The sequence below is a fragment of the Leclercia sp. LSNIH3 genome (assembly GCF_002935105.1).
GTDB lineage: Bacteria > Pseudomonadota > Gammaproteobacteria > Enterobacterales > Enterobacteriaceae > Enterobacter > Enterobacter adecarboxylatus.
The window spans coordinates 1,279,194-1,300,128 of sequence record NZ_CP026387.1 but is presented as its reverse complement, the minus strand read 5'-3'; the positions used below and the strand labels follow the sequence as shown (position 1 = coordinate 1,300,128).

Here is a 20,935-nt window from a genome sequence, read left to right as displayed (position 1 = left end):
CGTAGCTCAGAAGATGAAATTTCCCGGTAAACGCAAATCCAAACACTACTTTCCCGTTAACGCCCGCGATCCGCTGCTCCAACAAATTCAGCCGGAGAATGAGACCAACGCCGCCTGGGTGGTGGGTATCGATCAGACGCTGGTGGATATTGAAGCAAAAGTGGACGATGCGTTTGTCGCGCGTTACGGCCTGAGCGCCGGGCACTCCCTGGTCATTGAAGACGATGTGGCGGAAGCGCTGTACCAGGAGCTGGTACGGGACAACCTCATTACCCATCAGTTTGCCGGTGGCACCATAGGCAACACCATGCACAACTACTCGGTGTTGGCGGATGACCGCTCCGTTCTGCTGGGTGTGATGTGCAGCAACATCGAAATTGGCAGTTATGCCTACCGCTACCTCTGCAACACCTCCAGCCGTACCGATCTGAACTACCTGCAAGGGGTGGACGGGGCGATTGGCCGCTGCTTTACGCTGATCGGCGAATCCGGCGAGCGTACCTTCGCCATCAGCCCAGGGCACATGAACAAACTGCGCGCAGAGAGCATCCCGGAAGAGGTGATTGCCGGGGCATCAGCGCTGGTACTGACCTCCTATCTGGTGCGTTGCAAGCCGGGCGAGCCGATGCCGGAAGCCACCATGAAGGCGATAGAGTACGCGAAGAAGTATAACGTGCCGGTGGTCCTGACCCTGGGTACCAAATTCGTGATCGCGGATAACCCGGAGTGGTGGCAGGCCTTCCTGAAAGAGCACGTCTCTATTCTGGCGATGAATGAAGAAGAGGCCGAAGCCCTGACCGGCGAGAGCGATCCGCTGCTGGCTTCTGATAAAGCGCTGGACTGGGTCGATCTGGTACTCTGCACCGCCGGGCCGGTAGGCTTGTATATGGCGGGCTTCACCGAAGAAGAGGCGAAACGCAAAACCCAGCATCCACTACTGCCAGGGGCGATCGCCGAGTTCAACCAGTTTGAATTCAGTCGCGCCATGCGCCACAAGGATTGCCAGAACCCGCTGCGTATCTTCTCGCATATCGCCCCGTATATGGGTGGGCCTGAGAAGATCATGAACACAAACGGCGCAGGAGACGGCGCGCTGGCTGCGCTGCTGCACGATATCACCGCCAACGCCTTCCATCGCACCAACGTGCCGAACTCCAGCAAACACAAGTTTAACTGGCTGACCTATTCGTCACTGGCGCAGGTGTGTAAATACGCGAACCGCGTGAGCTATCAGGTGCTGAACCAGCACTCACCGCGCTTAACGCGTGGCTTGCCGGAGCGGGAAGATAGCCTGGAAGAGTCTTACTGGGACAGGTAAAAGCAAAAAGGCAACGTGAGTTGCCTTTTTAGTGTTTGTTCCCTCTCCCTGTGGGAGAGGGCCAGGGTGAGGGCATCAGCCCGCAGCAAACTTAACCCGTCACCGTCGCTTCAACCGGCGGTTTCTCCAGCAGCGACAGCATGGTATTCGCAATCTCACGCTCGCCCATTACCACCTGATTAGCGCCGCGTTCCATGATGTATTCCACTTCGTCGTCGTAATGCGCCCGGGCAATAATCTCCAGGTGCGGGGATTTTTCACGGGCGGAAACCACAATCTCACCGGCTTCGTAACCGTTGGGGATGGTCAGCAGCAACCAGCGCGCGCAGTCAAGATGCGCCAGATTCATGATCTCTTCATTCGCCGCATTGCCCAGCACCGCGCGGATACCACGCTCGCGCAGTTCGTCCACTCGCGTGCGGGAGGTTTCAATCACCACCAGCGGAATGCCCTGGGCCATCAGCTTCTCGCCCAGCAGGCTCCCGACGCGGCCAAAGCCGACCAGCAGGGCATGGTTGCAGATATCCACCGGGATCTGTTTCTCTTCTTCCGTCGCCTCTTCCAGCGTCTGCTCTTCAAGGGTTTCGGTTTTTTCGAGGTATTTTTCCAGCAGGGCGAACAGCACCGGGTTGAGCATAATCGAGAGGATTGCCCCCGCCAGCACCAGATTTTGCCCGGCCTGTGGCAGCAGATCCAGCGCCATGCCCAGCCCGGCAAGGATAAAGGCAAACTCACCAATCTGCGCAAGGCTGGCGGCGATGGTCAATGCGGTACGCGGCGAGTGACCGAACATACGCACCAGGAAGAACGCGGCGACAGACTTACCAAAGATGATGATTGCCAGGGTGCCAAGCACGGCCAGCGGCTGATCAATCAGCACCCGCGGGTCGAACAGCATCCCCACGGAGACGAAGAACAGCACGGCAAATGCATCGCGCAGGGGCAGGGTATCGTGGGCGGCGCGGTGGCTCAGCTCAGATTCATTCAGCACCATCCCGGCAAAGAAAGCGCCGAGGGCGAAGGAGACATCAAACAACTCAACGGCGCCAAAGGCGATGCCCAGCGCCAGGGCCAACACCGCGAGGGTAAATAGCTCGCGCGAGCCGGTCGCGGCGCTGCGGGAGAGGATCCACGGCACCAGGCGGCGACCTACCAGCATCATAATGGCGATAAACGCCACCACTTTACCGATGGTGATACTCATATCCAGCGCCAGCGTGGCAAAGCCGACGTTGTCTTTTTCGAGCATCCCGGCGACAGCAGGCAGCAGCACCAGGGTTAATACCATCACCAGATCTTCAACAATCAGCCAGCCAATAGCGATCTGCCCCCGCTGGCTGTCAATTAACTGCCTCTCTTCAAGCGCGCGCAGCAGCACCACGGTACTGGCGGTAGAAAGACACAGACCAAACACAATGCCGGTCATCAGCGGCCAGCCCAGCATCGCTGAAAGCGCCATACCCAGCAACGTCGCCACGGCTATCTGGGCGATCGCGCCGGGAATGGCGATGGACTTTACCGCCATCAGATCCTTCAGGGAGAAATGCAAACCAACACCGAACATCAGCAGGATCACGCCAAGCTCCGCCAGCTCCGGGGCAAGTTTAGTATCAGCAACAAAACCTGGGGTAAAAGGACCGGCTAACACGCCAGCTAATAAATAGCCCACCAGAGGCGAAATGCGAAGTTTATTGGCAAGCATGCCGAGTATAAATGCGAGTACAAGTCCACCGACAATGGTGGTGATAAGCGGTGTGGCGTGATGCATTCCGTCTCCTTTCGTTGCTGAGTTAATCCATTTTTGGTTTAAAACCAAAAAGCCGAGTAATAGTTTATGACAAATTTAATGATTATGTTTATGAATAATTGTTGAAATTTGAGTAAAACAGCAATAAGAGTTAAACGAAAGCAGAACAGGACGATTTTGCAGAAGCTATGCTAAGAAAGGCTTATGGCAGTAGGGAAGGTTGCGGCCAAACCAGGAGTTTGACCGCGGATAAATCAGGCTTTATGTCGATTATCAGGCAGGAATATGGTCAACATCCCAAGAAGTGGCAGGAAAGCACAGATTTTGTAGACCAAAAAGATGCTGGTATGGTCTGCAATCAGCCCTAATACCGCCGCGCCAAGGCCGCCCATCCCGAAGGCAAAACCAAAAAACAGCCCGGAAACCATGCCGATACGTCCCGGAAGCAGCTCCTGGGCATACACCAGGATGGCCGAAAACGCCGAAGCGAGGATAAAACCAATGATCACGGTTAAAACACCCGTCCACCACAGACTTGCGTAAGGTAAAATAAGGGTGAAAGGCGCTACGCCGAGGATAGAGCCCCAAATAACATATTTACGCCCAATCTTATCCCCCAATGGCCCGCCAATAAACGTCCCTGCTGCTACCGCAAACAGGAAGGCAAACAGGTGAAACTGGGCGTTTTGTACCGATAATCCGAATTTTTCCATCAGATAAAAGGTGTAATAGCTGCTGATGCTCGCCATGTAGAAGTATTTGGAGAAAATCAGCATCAGCAGGATGCTGACAGCGAGAATTACCTTGTTGCGCGGCAGGAGATTAATTACCGGCGCTTTTGGTTTGCCCTTATTTACCTTGTGCTGGGCCGCATACCAGCGGCTGATCTGCGCCAGCACCACAATCGCTAACAGCGCCGCCAGCACAAACCACGCCACGTTGCCTTTACCGTACGGGGCAATAATCACCGCTGCCAGCAGCGGGCCGAGGGAGCTACCGAAGTTACCGCCCACCTGGAACAGCGACTGCGCCAGACCGTGACGACCCCCGGAGGCCATGCGCGCCACGCGGGACGACTCCGGGTGGAAGACCGACGAGCCGGTACCCACCAGTGCGGCGGCCACTAAAACGCCCTCAAAGCTGCCCGCCATAGCCAGCAGGATCAGGCCGCTCAGGGTAAAGCACATGCCAATCGGCAGTGACCATGGCATCGGATATTTATCCGTCCAGTAACCCACCACCGGTTGCAGCAGCGATGAGGCCAGCTGGAAGGTCAGGGTGATCATGCCGATCTGTACGAAGGTAAGGGAGAACTCGGACTGTAATAGCGGATAGATCGCCAGAATTAGCGACTGGATCATATCGTTCAGCAGATGTGAAAGACTGATTGCGCCGAGAATACCAAATGAGGTGCGAGACTTAGCAGCCGACACCGGTGGAGTAGATTCACTGATTGCCATAAATACCACGTCGATTGTTATAGGAAATGCAGGATGTAATTATTATCCGACTAACATACCTGTCCCCGACATTTGAGGAAAGTCGCATTTCTGAAAACAAAGTTGTCTATTCTGCTTACTCGCTGTAATTTTTGCCTTTGTCTATGGATCAGGGAGTGAAGAAATGAAGTTAATGAAGCGAGGCATCGCGCTGGCAATAATCGCGGCGTGCGGTCTGTTAAGCCTGCCAGCTCAGGCCTGGGAGCAGGATAAAACCTATAACATTACCATCCTGCATACCAACGATCATCACGGCCACTTCTGGCGCAGCGAATATGGCGAGTATGGCCTCTCGGCGCAGAAGACGCTGGTGGACGGGATCCGCAAAGAGGTGGCAGCCAAAGGCGGCAGCGTGCTGTTACTCTCCGGCGGCGACATTAATACCGGCGTGCCGGAATCGGATTTACAGGATGCAGAACCCGATTTCCGCGGCATGAATTTGATTGGCTACGATGCGATGGCCGTCGGTAACCACGAATTTGATAATCCTATCGAAGTATTACGCCAGCAGGAGAAGTGGGCCAAATTCCCGTTCCTCTCCGCCAATATTTACCAGAAAAGCACCGGCGAGCGTTTATTTAAACCCTGGGCCATTTTCAAACGCCAGGATATTAAAATCGCCGTGGTCGGGCTGACCACCGATGACACAGCCAAAATCGGCAACCCGGAATATTTTACCGATATCGAATTCCGTAAACCGGCCGACGAAGCGAAGCTGGTGATCCAGGAATTACAGCAGAACGAAAAACCGGACGTGATTATCGCCACCACCCATATGGGCCATTACGATAATGGCGACCACGGCTCGAACGCCCCGGGCGATGTGGAGATGGCGCGCAGCCTGCCGGCGGGTTCGCTGGCGATGATTGTGGGCGGTCACTCCCAGGATCCGGTCTGCATGGCGTCAGAAAATAAAAAGCAGGTGGACTATGTGCCTGGCACGCCGTGCGCGCCGGACAAGCAGAACGGCATCTGGATTGTGCAGGCCCATGAGTGGGGTAAATACGTCGGCCGCGCGGATTTCGAATTCCGTAACGGGGAGATGAAGCTGGTGCATTATCAGCTGATCCCGGTCAACCTGAAGAAGAAGGTGACCTACGATAACGGCCAGAGCGAGCGCGTCCTCTATACCCCGGAAATTGCGGAAAACCCACAGATGCTCTCCCTGCTGTCGCCGTTCCAGAATAAAGGCAAAGCCCAGCTGGATGTGAAGATCGGTACACTCTCCGGCAGGCTGGAAGGGGATCGCAGTAAGGTGCGTTTCGTGCAGACCAACATGGGGCACCTGGTGCTGGCAGCGCAAATGGCGCGTACTAACGCCGATTTTGCGGTAATGAGCGGCGGCGGGATCCGCGACTCCATTGAAGGCGGTGATATCACCTATAAAGATGTCCTGAAGGTGCAGCCGTTTGGCAACGTGCTGGTGTATGTCGATATGACCGGCAAAGAGGTGACGGATTACCTGACCGCGGTAGCACAGATGAAGCCTGACTCCGGTGCCTATCCGCAGTTCGCCAACGTCAGCTTTGTGGCGAAGGGCGGGGTACTCAACGACCTGAAGATCAAAGGCGAAGCGGTTGACCCGGCCAAAACCTATCGGATGGCGACCCTGAGCTTTAACGCCACCGGCGGCGACGGTTATCCGCATATCGATGACAAACCGGGCTATGTGAATACCGGCTTTATCGACGCCGAGGTGCTGAAGCAGTATATCCAGCAGAATTCTCCGCTGGATGTGAACGCGTATGAACCTAAGGGTGAGGTGAGCTGGCAGTAATGAAGGCCGTGCCGGGTGGCGTTTCGCTTACCCGGCCAGCGGTTGGATAGTTTCATCTTGTAGGCCGGGTAAGGCGTAGCCGCCACCCGGCTTTTTTATTCCCGGCGCGCGATATCCGCAAACTGTGCATCCAGCATTTTGGCCAGATCGCTGGCCGCCAGCTCAATATCCAGCCCGCGCTTGCCGCCCGAAATATAGATCGTTTCAAAGGCCTGAGAAGGGGCATCGATCAGGGTTGGCAGACGTTTTTTCTGGCCCAGCGGGCTAATACCGCCCACCAGATACCCCGTCGTGCGCTGCGCCACCATTGGGTCGGCCATATCCACTTTTTTGGCGCCCAGCGCCTTCGCCACCTTTTTGAGATCCAGCTGCCCGGCAACCGGCGTCACCGCCACGGCGAGATGCTTCATATCGCCGTTGACCGCAACCAGCAACGTTTTATAAACCTGGTCGGCGTTCAGCCCCAGTTTACGCACCACTTCATCACCAAAATTGGTTTCACTCGGATCGTGGTCATAGGTATGGATCCGAAAAGTGATTTTGTTTTTTTCGAGTAATTTCACGGCGGGTGTCATAGCAATCCTTCTTAGCCCGGACAATAAACGCTCTAAGCATACGCCTCAGAAGAGGCTAAAAAATAGCACCATCTTGCGCATATAGTGTTGGCAGTGATGGTCACTTTGAGCGACAATCGGCTCAACCGGAGGTCTCCTTCGGCATAATAATAACGATGAAATTCCTCTTTGACGGGCCAATAGAAATATTGGCCACTTTTTTATCTCAGCAATGACGGCAAATTCCCCTCGCCGTACAAATGCAGCGCCCCAACCGCAACCACATACCGTCCCGCAGGCAGCGCGCGCAGCTTCTCGCACCATGCCTGGTTACGCTCGTGCATCAGCACGTCATACAGCGATTCGCTGAAGGTGGCCGGAAGTGCCAGCCTGTCGACGATGGGGGGTGAATCCAGCCACCAGCTCACCATGGTTTGCAGCAGCCGGGCATTGGTATGCCAGTGAGTCAGGGTATCTTCCAGCAGCAGTAAGCCGTCGTTTGGCATCTGGCGCAGCAGGGCAATCTGGCTGGCGGCCCCCTCCAGCTCAATAATGGGCAGCTGCTGTGTACGGGCGGCATTCAGCAACTGGTAATCAATGCCGTAATCGCCCCGCAGCCCCAGACGCTGGGCCTGCGTGGCCTGCAACACCATCGCGATTTGCCATAACGGCTGGCTTTCTAGCATAGAGAGCGACAGCCCAAGCTCGTCGGCAAGCCGTTCCACCTCGGCCAGCTGGCTGGCGCTAAGACGCTCACTGAGCGGAGGCGGGATCGCCAGGCCTGAAAAGGGCGACTCCTCCCCGGAAATATCCGCTTCTACAATCAGCGCATCGGCATTGTGCAGCCTGTCGATCAGGCCCGCGGGCAGGGGAGACATATCCCGGGTGCCCATATGGATGCTGCCGACCAGATGCAGGTGCTGCCCGCCAGGCAAGGAGATATCGAGGCCGGGCCAGCGATAGCGGCGGGGGAAAAGGGAGCGAAACGATGCTTTTATACGTTGAAACAGACTCATACGCGCTCCAGGATGGAAAAAATTCATGCTAGCGCGTGGGAAAGGGCGGTGCAAGACGTCCTTGTCTTATGCACGCGGTTACTCTTTCGGTTTAAACCGCAGCAGGCGGTTGGCGTTGCTCACCACGGTAATCGAGGAGAGGGCCATGGCGGCACCCGCGACCACCGGGTTGAGCAGCGTACCGGTCAGCGGCCAGAGGATCCCGGCGGCGATGGGAATGCCGAAGGCGTTATAGACAAAGGCTCCCAGCAGGTTCTGCTTCATGTTGCGCAGGGTCGCTTTCGAAATGGCGAGCGCATCGGCCACGCCCATCAGGCTGTGGCGCATTAGGGTGATCGCCGCCGTTTCGATGGCGACATCGCTGCCGCCACCCATGGCGATCCCCACATCCGCCTGGGCCAGCGCCGGGGCATCGTTGATGCCGTCGCCAATCATGGCTACGCGGCGGCCTTGATCCTGCAGTTTGATAATCGCATCCGCTTTGCCGTCCGGCAGCACACCCGCGATCACCTCATCAATACCGGCCTCGCTGGCAATCGCCTGAGCGGTGACGGCGTTATCCCCGGTCAGCATCACCAGACGATAGCCCGCGCGGTGCAGGCGTTGCAGCGCACTCACGCTGTCGGCGCGCAGTGGATCGCGAACGGCAAACAGCGCCGCGATCTGGCCATCCACCGCCAGCAGTACCGGGGTCGCCCCCTGCGCGGCATGGGCCTGCAACTGCGCATCCAGCGCCCCGGTGTCTATACCATTTTCGGCCAGCAGCGCCTGGTTGCCCAGCAGCAGCCTACGGTTATCAACGTCCCCGCTGACCCCCAGCCCGCGCAGGGTACGGAAGTTATTCACCTGCGGCAGGGAGGCATCTGCTTTCTCCAGAATCGCCCGTGCCAGCGGGTGGCTGGAACCCTGTTCGAGCGCGGCGGCCAGGCGCAGCGCTTCGGCCTGGTCGATCCCGCCCGTGGTATCGACGGCGACCACCTGCGGTTTACCTTCGGTGAGGGTCCCGGTTTTATCAAATACCAGAGTGTCTAAAGTGCTGGCGCGTTGCAGGGCGTCGGCATCACGAACCAGCACGCCGGACTCTGCGGCCCGGCCAACGCCTGAGATAATCGACATTGGCGTCGCCAGCCCCAGTGCGCACGGACAGGCGATGATCAGCACCGTGGTAGCGATCACCAGGGTGTAGACAATCTGCGGCGCAGGGCCAAAGAAGTACCAGATAGCGGCGCTGAACAGGGCAATACCCACCACCACCGGCACGAAAATAGCGGAAATTTTATCCGCCAGCTTGCCGATCTCCGGCTTGCTGCTCTGGGCCTGGCGCACCATGCGGATGATGCGCGACAGCGTAGTGTGGCTGCCGACGGCACTGGCGCGGAACAGCACGCTGCCATCCTGCACCACCGTACCGGCGTGGACGCTCTCCCCGGCGCTTTTCTGCTGCGGCACCGGCTCGCCAGTGAGCATGGCTTCGTCAAACCAGGCTTCGCCCTGGGTAATGTCGCCGTCTACCGGCACGCGATCGCCGGTCGTCAGGCGCAGGATCATCCCTGCCTGAACCTCGGCCAGCGGCAGGTTTTGTTCACCGTTTTCCGTGACTACCCGGGCGGTCGGCGGGGTTAAATCGAGCAATCTTTCCAGCGCTTTGGAGGAGCGCTGGCGCGCCCGCGCCTCCAGCATATGACCGAGGTTAATCAGGCCGATAATCATGGCGCTGGCTTCATAATAGAGATGGCGGGCTTCCATCGGGAACCACTGCGGCCAGACGTTGACGCTCATCGAGTAGAGCCACGCCGCGCCCGTGCCCAACGCCACCAGCGTATCCATGGTAGCGGTGCGGTTTTTCAGGCTTTTCCAGGCGCTGGTATAAAAATGGCCGCCAGCAAAGATCATCACCCCGAGTGTGATAACGCCAATTACCAGCCACAGCGTGCGGTTGTCGTCGGTGACCATCATATTGTCACCGAGCATGCCCCAGCCCATCACCGGGATCCCCACCAGCAGGGCGACAATCGCCTGCCAGCGAAAACGTTTCATGGTGGCAATGGCCGTTTCCTGCTGGCGTTCACGGCGTTTGAGGTCATCTTCAATCGCCTCGGCGCCATAGCCTGCTTTTTCAACGGCCTGCACTAAATCAGCGGCGGAGGCATGGCCCATCACCAGCGCAGTGCGCTCCGCCAGGTTGACCCGTGCCTGTGCGACACCCGGTACGGCCTGCAAGGCGTTCTGTACTCGGGTAACGCAGCTGGCGCAGCTCATGCCGTTGATCAACAGCTGTTGGCTGTCATCACTGTCGTGAGCTGCCGGAAGCTCAGAGGGGGCCGCTGTCAGTGCTTCCGACGGAGTTGTTGACGCTGTCAGCGGATCAGCCTTTGGGTGGCTTAACACCGCACCGTAACCGGCCTGTTTGATGGTGTCGATCAGGGCATCGGCGCTGGCGCTGCCGGTAACGGCGGCGTGGTCGATGGTGACCTCTGCGGTGTCAACGTCCGGGCGTTGCTCCAGACTCTCTTTAACGCGTTTGACACAGTGGCCGCAGGAGAGGCCGTCCAGTGTCAGATCGATGGTGTGAGACATACGAATACTCCTTATAAATCTCCAGCCAGATATTGACCGGAGGGACACTTTCATCTAACTGTTATGAAGGTTAAACCTTCCATCAAGGGGAAGGTCAAGGGGGAAACGTGAATATCAGTGATGTTGCCAAAAAAACCGGGTTAACCAGCAAAGCAATCCGGTTTTACGAAGAGAAAGGGCTGGTGACGCCGCCGCTGCGCAGCGAGAACGGCTACCGGAGCTACACGCAAAAGCACCTCGATGAACTCACGCTGCTGCGTCAGGCTCGCCAGGTGGGGTTCAATCTTGATGAGTGCGGCGACCTGGTGAACCTGTTTAACAATCCCGCGCGACACAGCGCCGATGTGAAAAGCCGGACCCTCGAGAAGGTCGCCGAAATTGAACGCCATATCCTGGAGTTGCAGACCATGCGCGATCAGCTGTTGGCGCTGGCAGAGAGCTGCCCCGGGGATGAAGGCGCAGACTGCCCGATCATCGATAACCTTTCCGGCTGCTGCCATCGCAAGGTGAAGGCCTAACCGCGCGCCGGATTGAGCATAAAGACCACCGTCCCGCGATACCAGGGGGAGCGCTGTAGCTGCGCCTCGGCCTGGCGATCCCGTTTGCCGCCCTCTACCAGCCCGAGCTTGAACGGAATGCGCAGCCGGGCAAGTGCGGGCAAATAGGCCTGATAGTTATCTACCGTATGACGGCCCTGATAGCTCTGGATCACCAGTTCATCCACCGCCAGGGTGTTCAGCGTGGCGACATCGCCGGTTTTCGCCCAGTCCAGCAGCCCGGTCACCCCCAGCGCAAATTCAGGCGGCAGCTGCTGGCGAAGTGTGCGCAGAAAGCGAGCGTAATCCGCCAGCTGGTGGGTTGCGGCATCAAAATCGATCTGCAACCCCACCACCTGATTTCCGGCTGCCTGCCAGCGCTGCATTAAACGCACGATTCTCGGCAGCACGGTGGGCGGCACCTCAAGGGTGGTAAAGCGCACGGTTAGCCAGATTGACGGAAACGTCAGGCGGCTGACCGGCAGGCCGAGGCGTTGAAACACCACCTCACCAGGCCGGGCCAGCACTTCACCCTGATGCAGATAGACCGTTTGCGCCGCTTTCAACGCGTCACTGGCTTTCACGCCCGACCAGAGCCAGAAAGCCGGGTGCTCGCCAGCGGTGACGATCTCCGCCTGCGCCTGCCCGGCCAGCAGCGCGGCTACCAGTAATACTTGAGCTTTTGCGCCCACGGACTGCCCGGATACTGCGTTTTCAACTGCGAGAACCAGCTTTTGCGCTGGGCTTTGTCGACATCTGCGCCGCCACATTCGTTCATGCCGGACGGGGCATAACACATGATGGCCCGATAAAGCGCATAGCTTTTATCTTCTGGCTCTGCCTTCGGTGCCGCAATGACCTGCTGATAGTAGGCCTGCCTGTCGAACTGCCCGTAAGGTGCCTTACGGTGGATCGCCGTCTCCAGTACGTCATTGCCCGCGCTGTCTTTCCACAGATCGACATGGGTATTTGAGGTGCGGAAGAACTCACCCAGACAGTTCAGGGCATGGGCATCGTTGGCGTTCTGGCTGAGCACGTGCACCGTTTCATTCAGGCTTCGACAGACGTACCCGGTTTCGGCGGCATCGCCGTTCCAGTCGAAGGCGCTTAGATTCACATCGTCAAACGCCTTGCCCAGAACCGGATGCGTAATGGCGCTGGCGAGCTTTCTGTCTTTTAACCAGTCGCTAAAGCGGTTCTCAGTCAAATCGCGCACCAGCAGGGTATGCAGCGCAATGGTGCGCTCTTCGTTGTTAGGTCCCTGGCTGGCCTGCTGGCGTAACCGTTCGGGGGAGGCTACCGTTTTCAGCACCCGCGAGCGAAAACGCAGGTTGGTGATGGCGCTGTCCGCGGCAAAAATTGCCTCTGTGTCGCCGCTAAAGACCAGGGTAGCCGCCAGTTTGGCCTGCACATACTGCTGCTGTTCCGCATCCTGGCTGAGCTTGAGCAATTTGAGCCAGAAATCGCGCGCGGCGGGCCACTGCTTTTGCGCCATCAGCGCTTCGCCATACAAAACCTGCTCGCTAAAGGCGAGAATGTCGTGCGGCGGGAGCTGTTCTGCCGGTTTGACGGCCTGAAGGATGGCGGCATTGTTGTCTGTCGCCTGCCACAGGTTCAGCTGTAAATTGCGCCACAGCGCCAGCTTGCCGCGCTGTTCAAAGGCCGGTTTGCTGCTGTTGAGATCGTCCTGCGTCAGCGTCGGTTTCTCATCGCTGTTCAGGCGAAGGGCGCGCAGCAGCTCGATATAGCTTATCAGCGGCGCATCCGGGAAAGCCTCCCGCACGGCGCGACCGTTGAACTGCATGCCGTAGACATTATCGTATTCGATAACCAGCCCCCGCAGCGCCCCGGCATCGGCAGCCTGCTGGAACTGCTGCTCGTACAGCCCCGCCAGCTGCGGCCACGCCTGCAGATACCAGTTGATGCGGCGCAGCATCCCGCGCGTGGAGTCGGCGTAACGGCCCTCGGGCCAGCGCTGAAGATATGCCTGGGCGGCTTTCTGCGCCTGTTCTGCAGCCGGACGGTCGATGCGATCGATAGTAAAATCGCCATACTCGCCCATGCTGTTCTGGCTACTTTTGTTCAGCGCCGTGCGCATCAGCATATAGTGCGCGGTTTCAGCCAGCCACGGGCGATCGCTGTCGATCAGCGGGGCAAAGGCCCGATCCGCGCCCTCGTAATCCCCGGCATAAAAACGGGCCGCGCCGGTCAGATAGGTTTTATACAGCAGGGCGGTCGAGTCGGCGGGAAGTGTCGCCAGCGAGGCGGAAATCTGCTCATCGGACGCGCCAGCGTAAAGCCCCAGACGCGCCTGCGCCAGGGCATGGCGCTGCTCCGCCGTCAGGGAATCGTCGGCCAGCAGCGCGGCAAAAAACTGACTGAGGCTCCCGGCGTTGTTCGAGACGAAGCGGTTTTCCTGCTCACCATCCTGATCCGTTTCGACTGGCTCAAGCTGCAAGGCGGCCAACTGCTTATTGAGGGGGCTCTCTTCAGCCGGTTTGTCCACGGCTGCGGGAGCCGGATCCTCCAGGTCATCCCACTCCGGGTGGTAGGCAAAATAGACATCCCTGGAGCGGGTAATATCCGCTGGTATCGACTGCACGGGCAAAGTGAAGGATTTGGCTTCGCTCAGCAGACGCAGCAGGTTATCGCGCGAGTCGTTGCCGGGCGTCAGCACCGGATCGCCTTTCAGCAGACAGTGCTCATCGCTCCACTTGCAGTCTTCCATATCAAACGAGGCGAATGCCGGTGCGGCGCTCGCCAGTAATGCGCTAACGCTGATTGCCAGCGTCGTCTTCCTGACCATGATGCTATTCCTGTTCTTATCGGGAAAGGGTTCGGATGCGAAGGGTGATCCCCTCGACGGCAACGACCTCGACTTTGGCGCCCGCGCTGAGATCCTCATCGGCAATAACCGGCCAGGAACTGTCGCCCACGCGCATATGGCCGCGCCCGTTGACCAGGGCGCTATCCAGCGTAAACTGCATCCCCACCAGCTGCTGTCCACGCTGGTTGAGCCGGGCATCGGCGGGCTTTTGCCTGCGCACCTGCCTTGAGAGCCAGCGCCACCAGAGCCAGGCGGCGGTCAGGGTCAGCACCGCAAAAAGTGCCCCCTGCCACGCCCAGTCGAACGGCAGCAGCCAGACCAGCAGCCCGGTGATCACCGCCGCCACGCCGCTCCACAGCAGGTAGCCGTTGCCGCCGAGCATTTCTGCCGCCAGCAGCAGGCCGCCAAGGCTCAGCCAGAAGACATGCGGATGTGCTGCGATCGTCTCGATCATAATTTGCGCTCGTTGCCGCTGTTTTTGATCAGTTCCGCGATGCCACCGATCGCCCCCATCAGGCTGCTGGCATCCAGCGGCATCATCACGACTTTGCTGTTATCCGCCGAACCGATTTGTTGCAGCGCGTCGGTATATTTTTGCGCCACGAAGTAGTTAATCGCCTGGATATCCCCGGCGGCGATCGCCTCCGAGACCATCTGGGTGGCGCGGGCTTCCGCTTCAGCCGACCGTTCGCGAGCCTCAGCCTGTAAAAACGCAGACTGGCGTTCGCCCTCGGCTTTGAGGATCTGTGACTGTTTTTCCCCTTCGGCCTTCAGGATCTCTGCCTGGCGCACCCCTTCGGCTTCCAGAATATAGGCGCGTTTGGTTCGCTCGGCCTTCATCTGGGCGTTCATGGAGGTGATTAACTCAGCGGGTGGACGCACGTCGCGAATCTCGATACGGGTGACTTTGATGCCCCACGGGTTAGTGGCTTCATCCACGATATGCAGCAGGCGGGTATTGATGCTGTCGCGCTGGGAGAGCATTTCGTCCAGCTCCATCGAGCCGAGAACGGTACGGATATTGGTCATGGTTAAATTGATGATGGCCAGCTCAAGGTTGCTCACCTCGTAGGCGGCTTTTGGCGCGTCAATGACCTGAATAAAACAGACCGCGTCGATAGTGACGTTGGCGTTATCTCTGGAGATAACCTCCTGGGACGGGATATCAAGCACCTGTTCCATCATATTGATCTTGCGACCAATGCGATCCATAAAGGGAACGACCAGGCTTAAGCCCGGCTGCAGCGTGTTGGTGTAACGACCAAAACGCTCAACCGTCCATTGATAGCCCTGAGGGACAATTTTCACCCCGGCGGCCACAATGACCAGCGCGACGAAGATCAGAATAGGGATGACGATGAACATATAAAACCTCCTGTTTTGCATTCCTTGTTGCGATAACAATTGTTCGTTTGTTGTTCACTAGTATACCGACAAACAGGCATAAATTCGCGCGGAATCAACGAGGCGGGCGGGATCCAGACATAAAAACGCCCCGCTAAATATGGCGGGGCGAGATAAAAACAGCAAGGTGTGGCTGGCCCGGCGAGCAACGTGCTACCGGGCTGGTTAGGGAGATCAGTACAGCAGGGCGTAAAGCTTACGGCGATAGGTCGAGGCCAGTGAATCGCCCGTACCGAGCGCCGCCAGAATTTCCTGGAACATTTTACGCGCCTGGCCATCAGCGGCAGCCAGATCGGTTTTCAGATGGCTGAACAGCAGTTCCAGCGCCTCTTCGTTGCGACCAACCTGATGCAGCTGCAGTGCCAGCTGGCTGGCCAGCGCTGCATCGGCAGGGTTAGCGGCAACCTGCTGCTGCAGCTGCTGAATTTCCGGGGTATCCGCGGCTTGTTTCAGCAGTTCAATCTGCGCTACCAGACCCTGGTAACGGGTATCCTGATCCTGTAGCGGGATGGTCTTCAGCACGACTTCGGCATCTTCGGAGCGTTTCAGGATAATCAGCGTTTCTGCCAGCAGCAGACCGGTCTCGCTGTTCTGACCGGAGAGTTGCCAGGCCTCTTTCAGCAGCGGCAGGGCTTCGTCGTGTTTGCCTTCGGCCATCAGGGCCGCCGCCTGCTGCGCTTTCAGCTCATCTTCGCGCGGCAGCACTTTATCCAGCAGGGCGCGGATCGCCTCTTCCGGCTGTGGCCCCTGGAAACCATCAACCGGCTGGCCGTTCTGGAACAGATAAACCGTTGGGATGGCGCGCAGGCCAAACTGCGAGGCGATCATCTGTTCAGCGTCGCAATCCAGTTTTGCCAGAATAAACTGACCGTTGTACTGGGCTGCCAGCTTCTCGAGCACCGGCGTCAGCTCCAGACAGTGCTGACTACGTTCAGACCAGAAGTAGAACAGCACCGGCTTGGTCATTGACTGTTCAAGGGTCTGGTGCAGGTTTGCTTCGGTAATGTTGACAATATTCTGTACGGACATGCGTCATTCTCGGTTATGAGTTTTTATTTACATGGGGGCGTGGCGCGTGGCTTCAACTCAGCCCTGTAAAATTTTGTCCATCATCCGGCCGGGCAGCAGGCGCTTCAGCAGGCCGACGGCGTGGGTCACCAGCGTGACCGGATAACGCATTTTGGGGTTTTTGCTCTCAAAAGCATGGCGCACTTTGGCGACGACTGCCTCCGGCCCCAGCGTAAAACGTGCGGCAATACCCGGATTTTCTACCGGTTTATCGGCCTGGGTCTGGTTAACGTTGTCGGTAAAGCGGGTGCGGATTGGCCCCGGTTCAATCAGGCTGACCTTAATGCCGCTGTGGCGCAGCTCCATGCGCAGCGCATCTGACCAGGCCTCCAGCGCGTACTTGCTGGCGGCATAAGCCCCGCGGCCTGGCGTAGAGATCAGCCCCATCACCGAGGAGGTCATCACAATCCGCCCTTCGCCGTGCGGCAACATGGCAGGCAGCAGGCGCATGGTGAGCTGGTGAACGCCAAAAAAGTTGGCGGAAAATTGCTGTTCAAGCTGCTGGCGGGTCACGCTCTGCAAGGGGCCGTAAACGCCGAAACCGGCATTGTTAAACAGCCCATACAGACGATTATTGGTCAGAGCGATCACCTCATCGGCGGCGCGCTCAATGCTGTCGGTACAATCCAGATCCAGCAATACGCCAGTTAACCCCATGCCGTTCATCCGTTCAACGTCTTCGGGTTTGCGGCAGGCGGCCAGCACCCAGAATCCCTGACGCTTGAGTTCAAGGGCGCTTTCAAGGCCAATTCCGCTGGAACATCCTGTTATTAAGACCGATTTTTGCATAACTTTACCTGTCAGGATCTCCGCTGAATTACGAGTCATGTTTAACTAAAGGAGCCAGCCGGGTTGCCATCCAGTCGGCAATAAACGGCTGTGCGTCCCGATTGGGGTGAATACCGTCATCCTGCATCCACTGCGGCTTCAGGTAGACCTCTTCCATAAAAAAGGGCAGCAGCGGAATATCGAACTCTTTGGCAAGCTTCGGATATATCGCGCTGAAGGTTTCATTATAACGACGACCATAGTTAGCAGGCAGACGAATTTGCATTAACAGCGGCTGGGCGTTCGCCGCGCGGATCTGCTGCAAAATTTTCCGCAGCGTCTGCTCGGTCTGTTGAGGCTGGAAACCGCGCAGACCGTCATTGCCGCCCAGTTCCACCAGCACCCAGCGCGGCTGGTGCTGTTTCAGCAGGGCAGGCAGACGAGAAAGCCCTTGCTGTGAGGTATCGCCGCTGATGCTGCCGTTAATAACCGAGGTTTGGGCCTGCCATTTATCGTTCAGCAGGGCAGGCCAGGAGGCGTTGGCCGCCATCCGGTAGCCCGCGCTGAGGCTGTCGCCCAGAATTAATAACGTGTCCGCCGCCGCGGCGCGAAATGTCATCAGAATCAGAAACAGGAAGGGCAAATGCCAGCGGAAAACATTGTTGAAGTTCATCATCTTAAGAAATCCGTGGGTCAGGGTGAGCACGAGCTTTCCATCCTCACCGGAGTTGAACTCATTGTCAAACGCGGGCAGAGCATCGCCCTGATTGGTGAGTCGGGTTCCGGCAAATCCACCCTGCTGGCGATCCTCGCCGGTCTGGATGACGGCAGCAGCGGTGAGGTCCACCTGGTCGGGCAACCGCTGCATCAGCAGGATGAAGAGGCGCGCGCCGCCCTGCGCGCAAAACACATTGGCTTTGTTTTCCAGTCGTTTATGTTGATTCCCACCCTCAATGCGCTGGAGAACGTTGAGCTGCCGGGTTTGCTTCGCGGCGAGAATACGACCCAGAGCCGGGCGGGTGCTAAAGCTCTGCTGGAGCAATTGGGGCTGGGTAAGCGTCTTGATCACCTTCCGGCGCAACTCTCCGGCGGTGAGCAGCAGCGCGTGGCGCTGGCCCGGGCGTTCAATGGCCGCCCGGACGTGCTCTTTGCCGACGAACCCACCGGTAACCTCGATCGCCAGACCGGGGACAAAATTGCCGATCTGCTGTTCTCCCTGAACCGTGAGCACGGCACCACGCTGATCCTTGTCACCCACGATCCGCAGCTGGCGGCCCGCTGTGACCGCCGCCTGCGGCTGGTCAACGGTGAATTGCAGGAGGAAGCATGATTGCCCGCTGGTTCTGGCGCGAATGGCGCTCCCCCTCGCTGCTGATCGTCTGGCTGGCGTTAAGCCTGGCGGTGGCCTGCGTGCTGGCGCTCGGCAGCGTCAGCGATCGGATGGAAAAGGGACTTAGCCAGCAAAGCCGCGAGTTTATGGCGGGTGACCGGACGCTACGCAGCTCCCGCGAGGTGCCGCAGGCATGGCTTGATGAGGCGAGAAAAACGGGGCTGAAGGTCAGCGAGCAACTGAGTTTCCAGACCATGACCTTTGCCGCCGACACCCCGCAACTGGCGAGCGTGAAGGCCGTGGATGATATTTATCCGATGTACGGCGCGTTGCAGACCAACCCGCCGGGCCTGAAACCGGCCCCGGGCACGGTGCTGCTGGCCTCGCGTCTGATGGCACTGCTGAATTTGAAAACCGGCGACAGCATCGACGTCGGGGATGCCACGCTCAAAATTGCCGGGGAAGTGGTTCAGGAGCCGGACTCCGGCTTTAACCCCTTCCAGATGGCGCCGCGCCTGCTGATGAATACCGCGGATGTGGCAAAAACCGGGGCGGTCCAGCCCGGGAGCCGCGTCACCTGGCGTATTAAGTTTGGCGGCACGCCCGCTCAACTGGCGAGTTACGAGAAGTGGCTGCTGCCGCAGTTGAAGGCGGAGCATCGCTGGTCCGGGATGGAACAGGAGGACGGCGCGCTCGGTAAGTCGCTGGAGCGTTCCCAGCAGTTCCTGCTGCTCTCGGCGCTGCTGACGCTGCTGCTGGCCGTGGCGGCCGTGGCGGTGGCGATGGGTCACTACTGCCGCAGCCGCTACGACCTGGTGGCGATCCTCAAAACGCTGGGGGCGGGCAGGGCGCAGTTGCGTAAGCTGATTGTCGGCCAGTGGCTGATGGTGCTCGCGCTCTCTGCCGTGACCGGCGGGGCGATGGGCCTGCTGTTTGAAAAGGTGTTGATGGTACTGCTTAAGCCGGTACTGCCCGCCGCGCTGCCGCCTGCCAGCCTCTGGCCGTGGCTGTGGGCCGTCGGCGCGATGATCGTCATCTCGCTGCTGGTGGGGCTGCGTCCTTACCGGCTGCTGCTGGCGACCCAGCCACTGCGTGTCCTGCGCCGCGATGTGGTCGCCAGCGTCTGGCCGCTCAAATTTTATCTGCCGGTTATCGTGATGGTGGTGGTAGCGCTGCTCGCCTGGCTGATGGGCGGTAGCATGTTGCTGTGGGCGGTGCTGGCCGGAGCGATAGTGCTGGCCCTGCTCTGCGGCATGCTGGGCTGGATGCTGCTCAGCGTGCTGAAAGGGCTAACGGTGAAGTCGCTGCCGGTGCGTCTGGCGGTGAACCGCCTGCTGCGCCAGCCGTGGTCGACCCTTAGCCAGCTGTCGGCGTTTTCGCTGTCGTTTATGCTGCTGGCGCTGCTGCTGGTGCTGCGCGGCGACCTGCTGGATCGCTGGCAACAGCAGCTCCCGCCGGAAAGCCCGAACTATTTCCTGATCAACATCGCCCCGGAGCAGATCGCCCCGCTGAAGGAATTTCTTGCGGAGCACCAGGTTATCCCCGAGTCGTATTACCCCATCGTGCGGGCGCGCCTGACTCAGATTAACGGTCAATCGACCGAGGGTAATAAAGATGAATCCCTTAACCGCGAGCTGAATCTGACCTGGCAGGATAAACGCCCGGATCATAACCCGATCACTGCCGGCAGCTGGCCGCCGAAAGCGGGTGAGGTGTCGATGGAGGAGGGGCTGGCGAAACGCCTCAACGTCGGGCTGGGTGATACGGTGACCTTTACCGGCGATACGCAGGACTTCAGCGCGAAAGTCACCAGCCTGCGCAAGGTTGACTGGGAGAGCCTGCGGCCAAACTTCTTCTTTATCTTCCCTTCCGGGGCGCTGGACGGGCAACCCCAGAGCTGGCTGACCAGCTTCCGCTGGGAGAACGGCAACGGCATGCTCACCCAGCTTAACCGCGAGTTCCCGACGATCAGCCTGCTGGATATCGGCGCGATCCTGAGACAGGTCGGGCAGGTACTGGAGCAGGTGAGCCGGGCGCTGGAGGTGATGGTGGTGCTGGTCACGATTTGCGGCGTGCTGCTGCTGCTGGCGCAAGTGCAGGTCGGGATGCGTCAGCGTCATCAGGAGCTGGTGGTCTATCGCACCCTGGGAGCAGGTAAAAAGCTGCTGCGTACCACGCTGTGGAGCGAGTTTGCCCTGCTGGGACTGGTGGCAGGCCTGGTGGCGGCCATTGGTGCAGAAACGGCGCTGGCGGTGCTACAGACCCGGGTGTTCGATTTCCCGTGGGAGCCTGACTGGCGGCTGTGGGTGATCCTTCCACTTTGTGGGGCGGTGATGCTCTCACTGTGCGGCGGCTGGCTGGGCGCTCGTTTGCTGAAAGGCAAAGCCCTGTTCCGTCAGTTCTCTGGTTAATTCCCCTCTACAGTCATAACGCGCCGGTTAATATACCGGCGCGCTCCACTTAAGTAGCATAAAAAGATAACTCCTTGAATTTTAGTGGCACAAATCATTAAAA

Annotated in this window: 17 protein-coding genes; 5 read left to right on the top strand and 12 right to left on the bottom strand. The window is 58.6% G+C overall.

The genetic code is table 11. The features are described 5' to 3' along the window. Positions 1-13 precede the first annotated feature (13 nt). Entirely contained in the window at positions 14-1,318 is a 1,305-nt protein-coding gene (gene gsk, locus C3F35_RS06335; RefSeq protein WP_032616880.1) for an inosine/guanosine kinase, read from the top strand. Positions 1,319-1,409: 91 nt separating this feature from the next. Here gsk and ybaL read toward each other — a convergent pair whose 3' ends face one another. Both ybaL and C3F35_RS06325 read right to left on the bottom strand, forming a co-directional pair. Continuing rightward, the gene (gene ybaL / locus C3F35_RS06330; RefSeq protein WP_103791845.1) at positions 1,410-3,086 is read right to left on the bottom strand and encodes a YbaL family putative K(+) efflux transporter; all 1,677 of its coding nucleotides are present in this window, start codon (positions 3,084-3,086) and stop codon (positions 1,410-1,412) included. Between the two features lie 233 nt (positions 3,087-3,319). Next, on the bottom strand, positions 3,320-4,525 hold the full coding sequence (locus C3F35_RS06325) for an MFS transporter (RefSeq protein WP_103791846.1): 1,206 nt from the start codon (positions 4,523-4,525) through the stop codon (positions 3,320-3,322). 163 nt (positions 4,526-4,688) lie between these two features. Here C3F35_RS06325 and ushA point away from each other — a divergent pair, with 163 nt between their 5' ends. Further along, the gene (gene ushA, locus C3F35_RS06320; RefSeq protein WP_059308592.1) at positions 4,689-6,341 is read left to right on the top strand and encodes a bifunctional UDP-sugar hydrolase/5'-nucleotidase UshA; all 1,653 of its coding nucleotides are present in this window, start codon (positions 4,689-4,691) and stop codon (positions 6,339-6,341) included. 95 nt (positions 6,342-6,436) lie between these two features. On the opposite strand, the gene ybaK is transcribed toward ushA, so the two are convergent. From ybaK to copA, 3 genes are all read right to left on the bottom strand, one after another. Then, positions 6,437-6,916: a Cys-tRNA(Pro)/Cys-tRNA(Cys) deacylase YbaK gene (gene ybaK, locus C3F35_RS06315; protein ID WP_032616885.1), complete on the bottom strand. Its 480-nt coding sequence runs from the start codon at positions 6,914-6,916 to the stop codon at positions 6,437-6,439. Positions 6,917-7,116: 200 nt separating this feature from the next. Then, on the bottom strand, positions 7,117-7,911 hold the full coding sequence (locus tag C3F35_RS06310; RefSeq protein WP_059308590.1) for a TraB/GumN family protein: 795 nt from the start codon (positions 7,909-7,911) through the stop codon (positions 7,117-7,119). Positions 7,912-7,989: 78 nt separating this feature from the next. Beyond that, on the bottom strand, positions 7,990-10,488 hold the full coding sequence (gene copA / locus C3F35_RS06305) for a copper-exporting P-type ATPase CopA (protein ID WP_103791847.1): 2,499 nt from the start codon (positions 10,486-10,488) through the stop codon (positions 7,990-7,992). Between the two features lie 107 nt (positions 10,489-10,595). On the opposite strand from copA, the gene cueR reads away from it, so the two are divergent. Continuing rightward, positions 10,596-11,006 (top strand): Cu(I)-responsive transcriptional regulator, encoded by a 411-nt coding sequence (gene cueR, locus C3F35_RS06300; protein WP_032616888.1) that lies wholly within the window; start codon positions 10,596-10,598, stop codon positions 11,004-11,006. Here the strand turns inward: cueR and C3F35_RS06295 are convergent. From C3F35_RS06295 to tesA, 7 genes are all read right to left on the bottom strand, one after another. Further along, complete coding sequence (locus C3F35_RS06295; RefSeq protein ID WP_032616890.1) at positions 11,003-11,716, bottom strand: DUF3142 domain-containing protein; 714 nt, start codon at positions 11,714-11,716, stop codon at positions 11,003-11,005. The two genes, cueR and C3F35_RS06295, sit on opposite strands and share 4 nt — an antisense overlap. Next, positions 11,686-13,830, bottom strand: a complete 2,145-nt coding sequence (locus tag C3F35_RS06290; RefSeq protein WP_103791848.1) for a hypothetical protein — start codon at positions 13,828-13,830, stop codon at positions 11,686-11,688. The genes C3F35_RS06295 and C3F35_RS06290 overlap by 31 nt, the downstream gene beginning before the upstream one ends. A 16-nt stretch (positions 13,831-13,846) precedes the next feature. After that, positions 13,847-14,305: an NfeD family protein gene (locus C3F35_RS06285; protein WP_059308587.1), complete on the bottom strand. Its 459-nt coding sequence runs from the start codon at positions 14,303-14,305 to the stop codon at positions 13,847-13,849. Then, positions 14,302-15,216 carry an SPFH domain-containing protein gene (locus tag C3F35_RS06280; RefSeq protein WP_103791849.1) on the bottom strand — a complete coding sequence of 305 codons (915 nt, stop codon included), beginning with the start codon at positions 15,214-15,216 and terminating at the stop codon, positions 14,302-14,304. Before C3F35_RS06280 ends, C3F35_RS06285 begins: the two co-directional genes overlap by 4 nt. A 213-nt stretch (positions 15,217-15,429) precedes the next feature. Then, positions 15,430-16,284 (bottom strand): co-chaperone YbbN, encoded by an 855-nt coding sequence (locus C3F35_RS06275; protein WP_032616895.1) that lies wholly within the window; start codon positions 16,282-16,284, stop codon positions 15,430-15,432. Between the two features lie 57 nt (positions 16,285-16,341). Then, positions 16,342-17,151, bottom strand: a complete 810-nt coding sequence (locus C3F35_RS06270) for an SDR family oxidoreductase (RefSeq protein WP_103791850.1) — start codon at positions 17,149-17,151, stop codon at positions 16,342-16,344. Continuing rightward, the gene (gene tesA, locus C3F35_RS06265) at positions 17,141-17,767 is read right to left on the bottom strand and encodes a multifunctional acyl-CoA thioesterase I/protease I/lysophospholipase L1 (RefSeq protein ID WP_130589218.1); all 627 of its coding nucleotides are present in this window, start codon (positions 17,765-17,767) and stop codon (positions 17,141-17,143) included. Before tesA ends, C3F35_RS06270 begins: the two co-directional genes overlap by 11 nt. Between tesA and ybbA the strand changes: the two genes are divergently transcribed. Both ybbA and ybbP read left to right on the top strand, forming a co-directional pair. Continuing rightward, entirely contained in the window at positions 17,735-18,421 is a 687-nt protein-coding gene (gene ybbA / locus C3F35_RS06260) for a putative ABC transporter ATP-binding protein YbbA (protein WP_032616898.1), read from the top strand. The two genes, tesA and ybbA, sit on opposite strands and share 33 nt — an antisense overlap. Then, positions 18,418-20,832: a putative ABC transporter permease subunit YbbP gene (gene ybbP, locus C3F35_RS06255; protein ID WP_103791852.1), complete on the top strand. Its 2,415-nt coding sequence runs from the start codon at positions 18,418-18,420 to the stop codon at positions 20,830-20,832. The genes ybbA and ybbP overlap by 4 nt, the downstream gene beginning before the upstream one ends. The last annotated feature ends 103 nt before the right edge of the window (positions 20,833-20,935 follow it).

Bases quoted from the DNA above. Each gene is read 5' to 3' on its own strand.
- C3F35_RS06290 (WP_103791848.1), bottom strand. From the start codon at position 13,830: ATGGTCAGGAAGACGACGCTGGCAATCAGCGTTAGCGCATTACTGGCG.
- tesA (WP_130589218.1), bottom strand. From the start codon at position 17,767: ATGATGAACTTCAACAATGTTTTCCGCTGGCATTTGCCCTTCCTGTTT.
- C3F35_RS06275 (WP_032616895.1), bottom strand. From the start codon at position 16,284: ATGTCCGTACAGAATATTGTCAACATTACCGAAGCAAACCTGCACCAG.
- C3F35_RS06270 (WP_103791850.1), bottom strand. From the start codon at position 17,151: ATGACTCGTAATTCAGCGGAGATCCTGACAGGTAAAGTTATGCAAAAA.
- C3F35_RS06280 (WP_103791849.1), bottom strand. From the start codon at position 15,216: ATGTTCATCGTCATCCCTATTCTGATCTTCGTCGCGCTGGTCATTGTG.
- ybbA (WP_032616898.1), top strand. From the start codon at position 17,735: ATGCCAGCGGAAAACATTGTTGAAGTTCATCATCTTAAGAAATCCGTG.
- ybaK (WP_032616885.1), bottom strand. From the start codon at position 6,916: ATGACACCCGCCGTGAAATTACTCGAAAAAAACAAAATCACTTTTCGG.
- C3F35_RS06285 (WP_059308587.1), bottom strand. From the start codon at position 14,305: ATGATCGAGACGATCGCAGCACATCCGCATGTCTTCTGGCTGAGCCTT.
- ushA (WP_059308592.1), top strand. From the start codon at position 4,689: ATGAAGTTAATGAAGCGAGGCATCGCGCTGGCAATAATCGCGGCGTGC.
- C3F35_RS06325 (WP_103791846.1), bottom strand. From the start codon at position 4,525: ATGGCAATCAGTGAATCTACTCCACCGGTGTCGGCTGCTAAGTCTCGC.
- gsk (WP_032616880.1), top strand. From the start codon at position 14: ATGAAATTTCCCGGTAAACGCAAATCCAAACACTACTTTCCCGTTAAC.
- C3F35_RS06310 (WP_059308590.1), bottom strand. From the start codon at position 7,911: ATGAGTCTGTTTCAACGTATAAAAGCATCGTTTCGCTCCCTTTTCCCC.
- ybaL (WP_103791845.1), bottom strand. From the start codon at position 3,086: ATGCATCACGCCACACCGCTTATCACCACCATTGTCGGTGGACTTGTA.
- ybbP (WP_103791852.1), top strand. From the start codon at position 18,418: ATGATTGCCCGCTGGTTCTGGCGCGAATGGCGCTCCCCCTCGCTGCTG.
- copA (WP_103791847.1), bottom strand. From the start codon at position 10,488: ATGTCTCACACCATCGATCTGACACTGGACGGCCTCTCCTGCGGCCAC.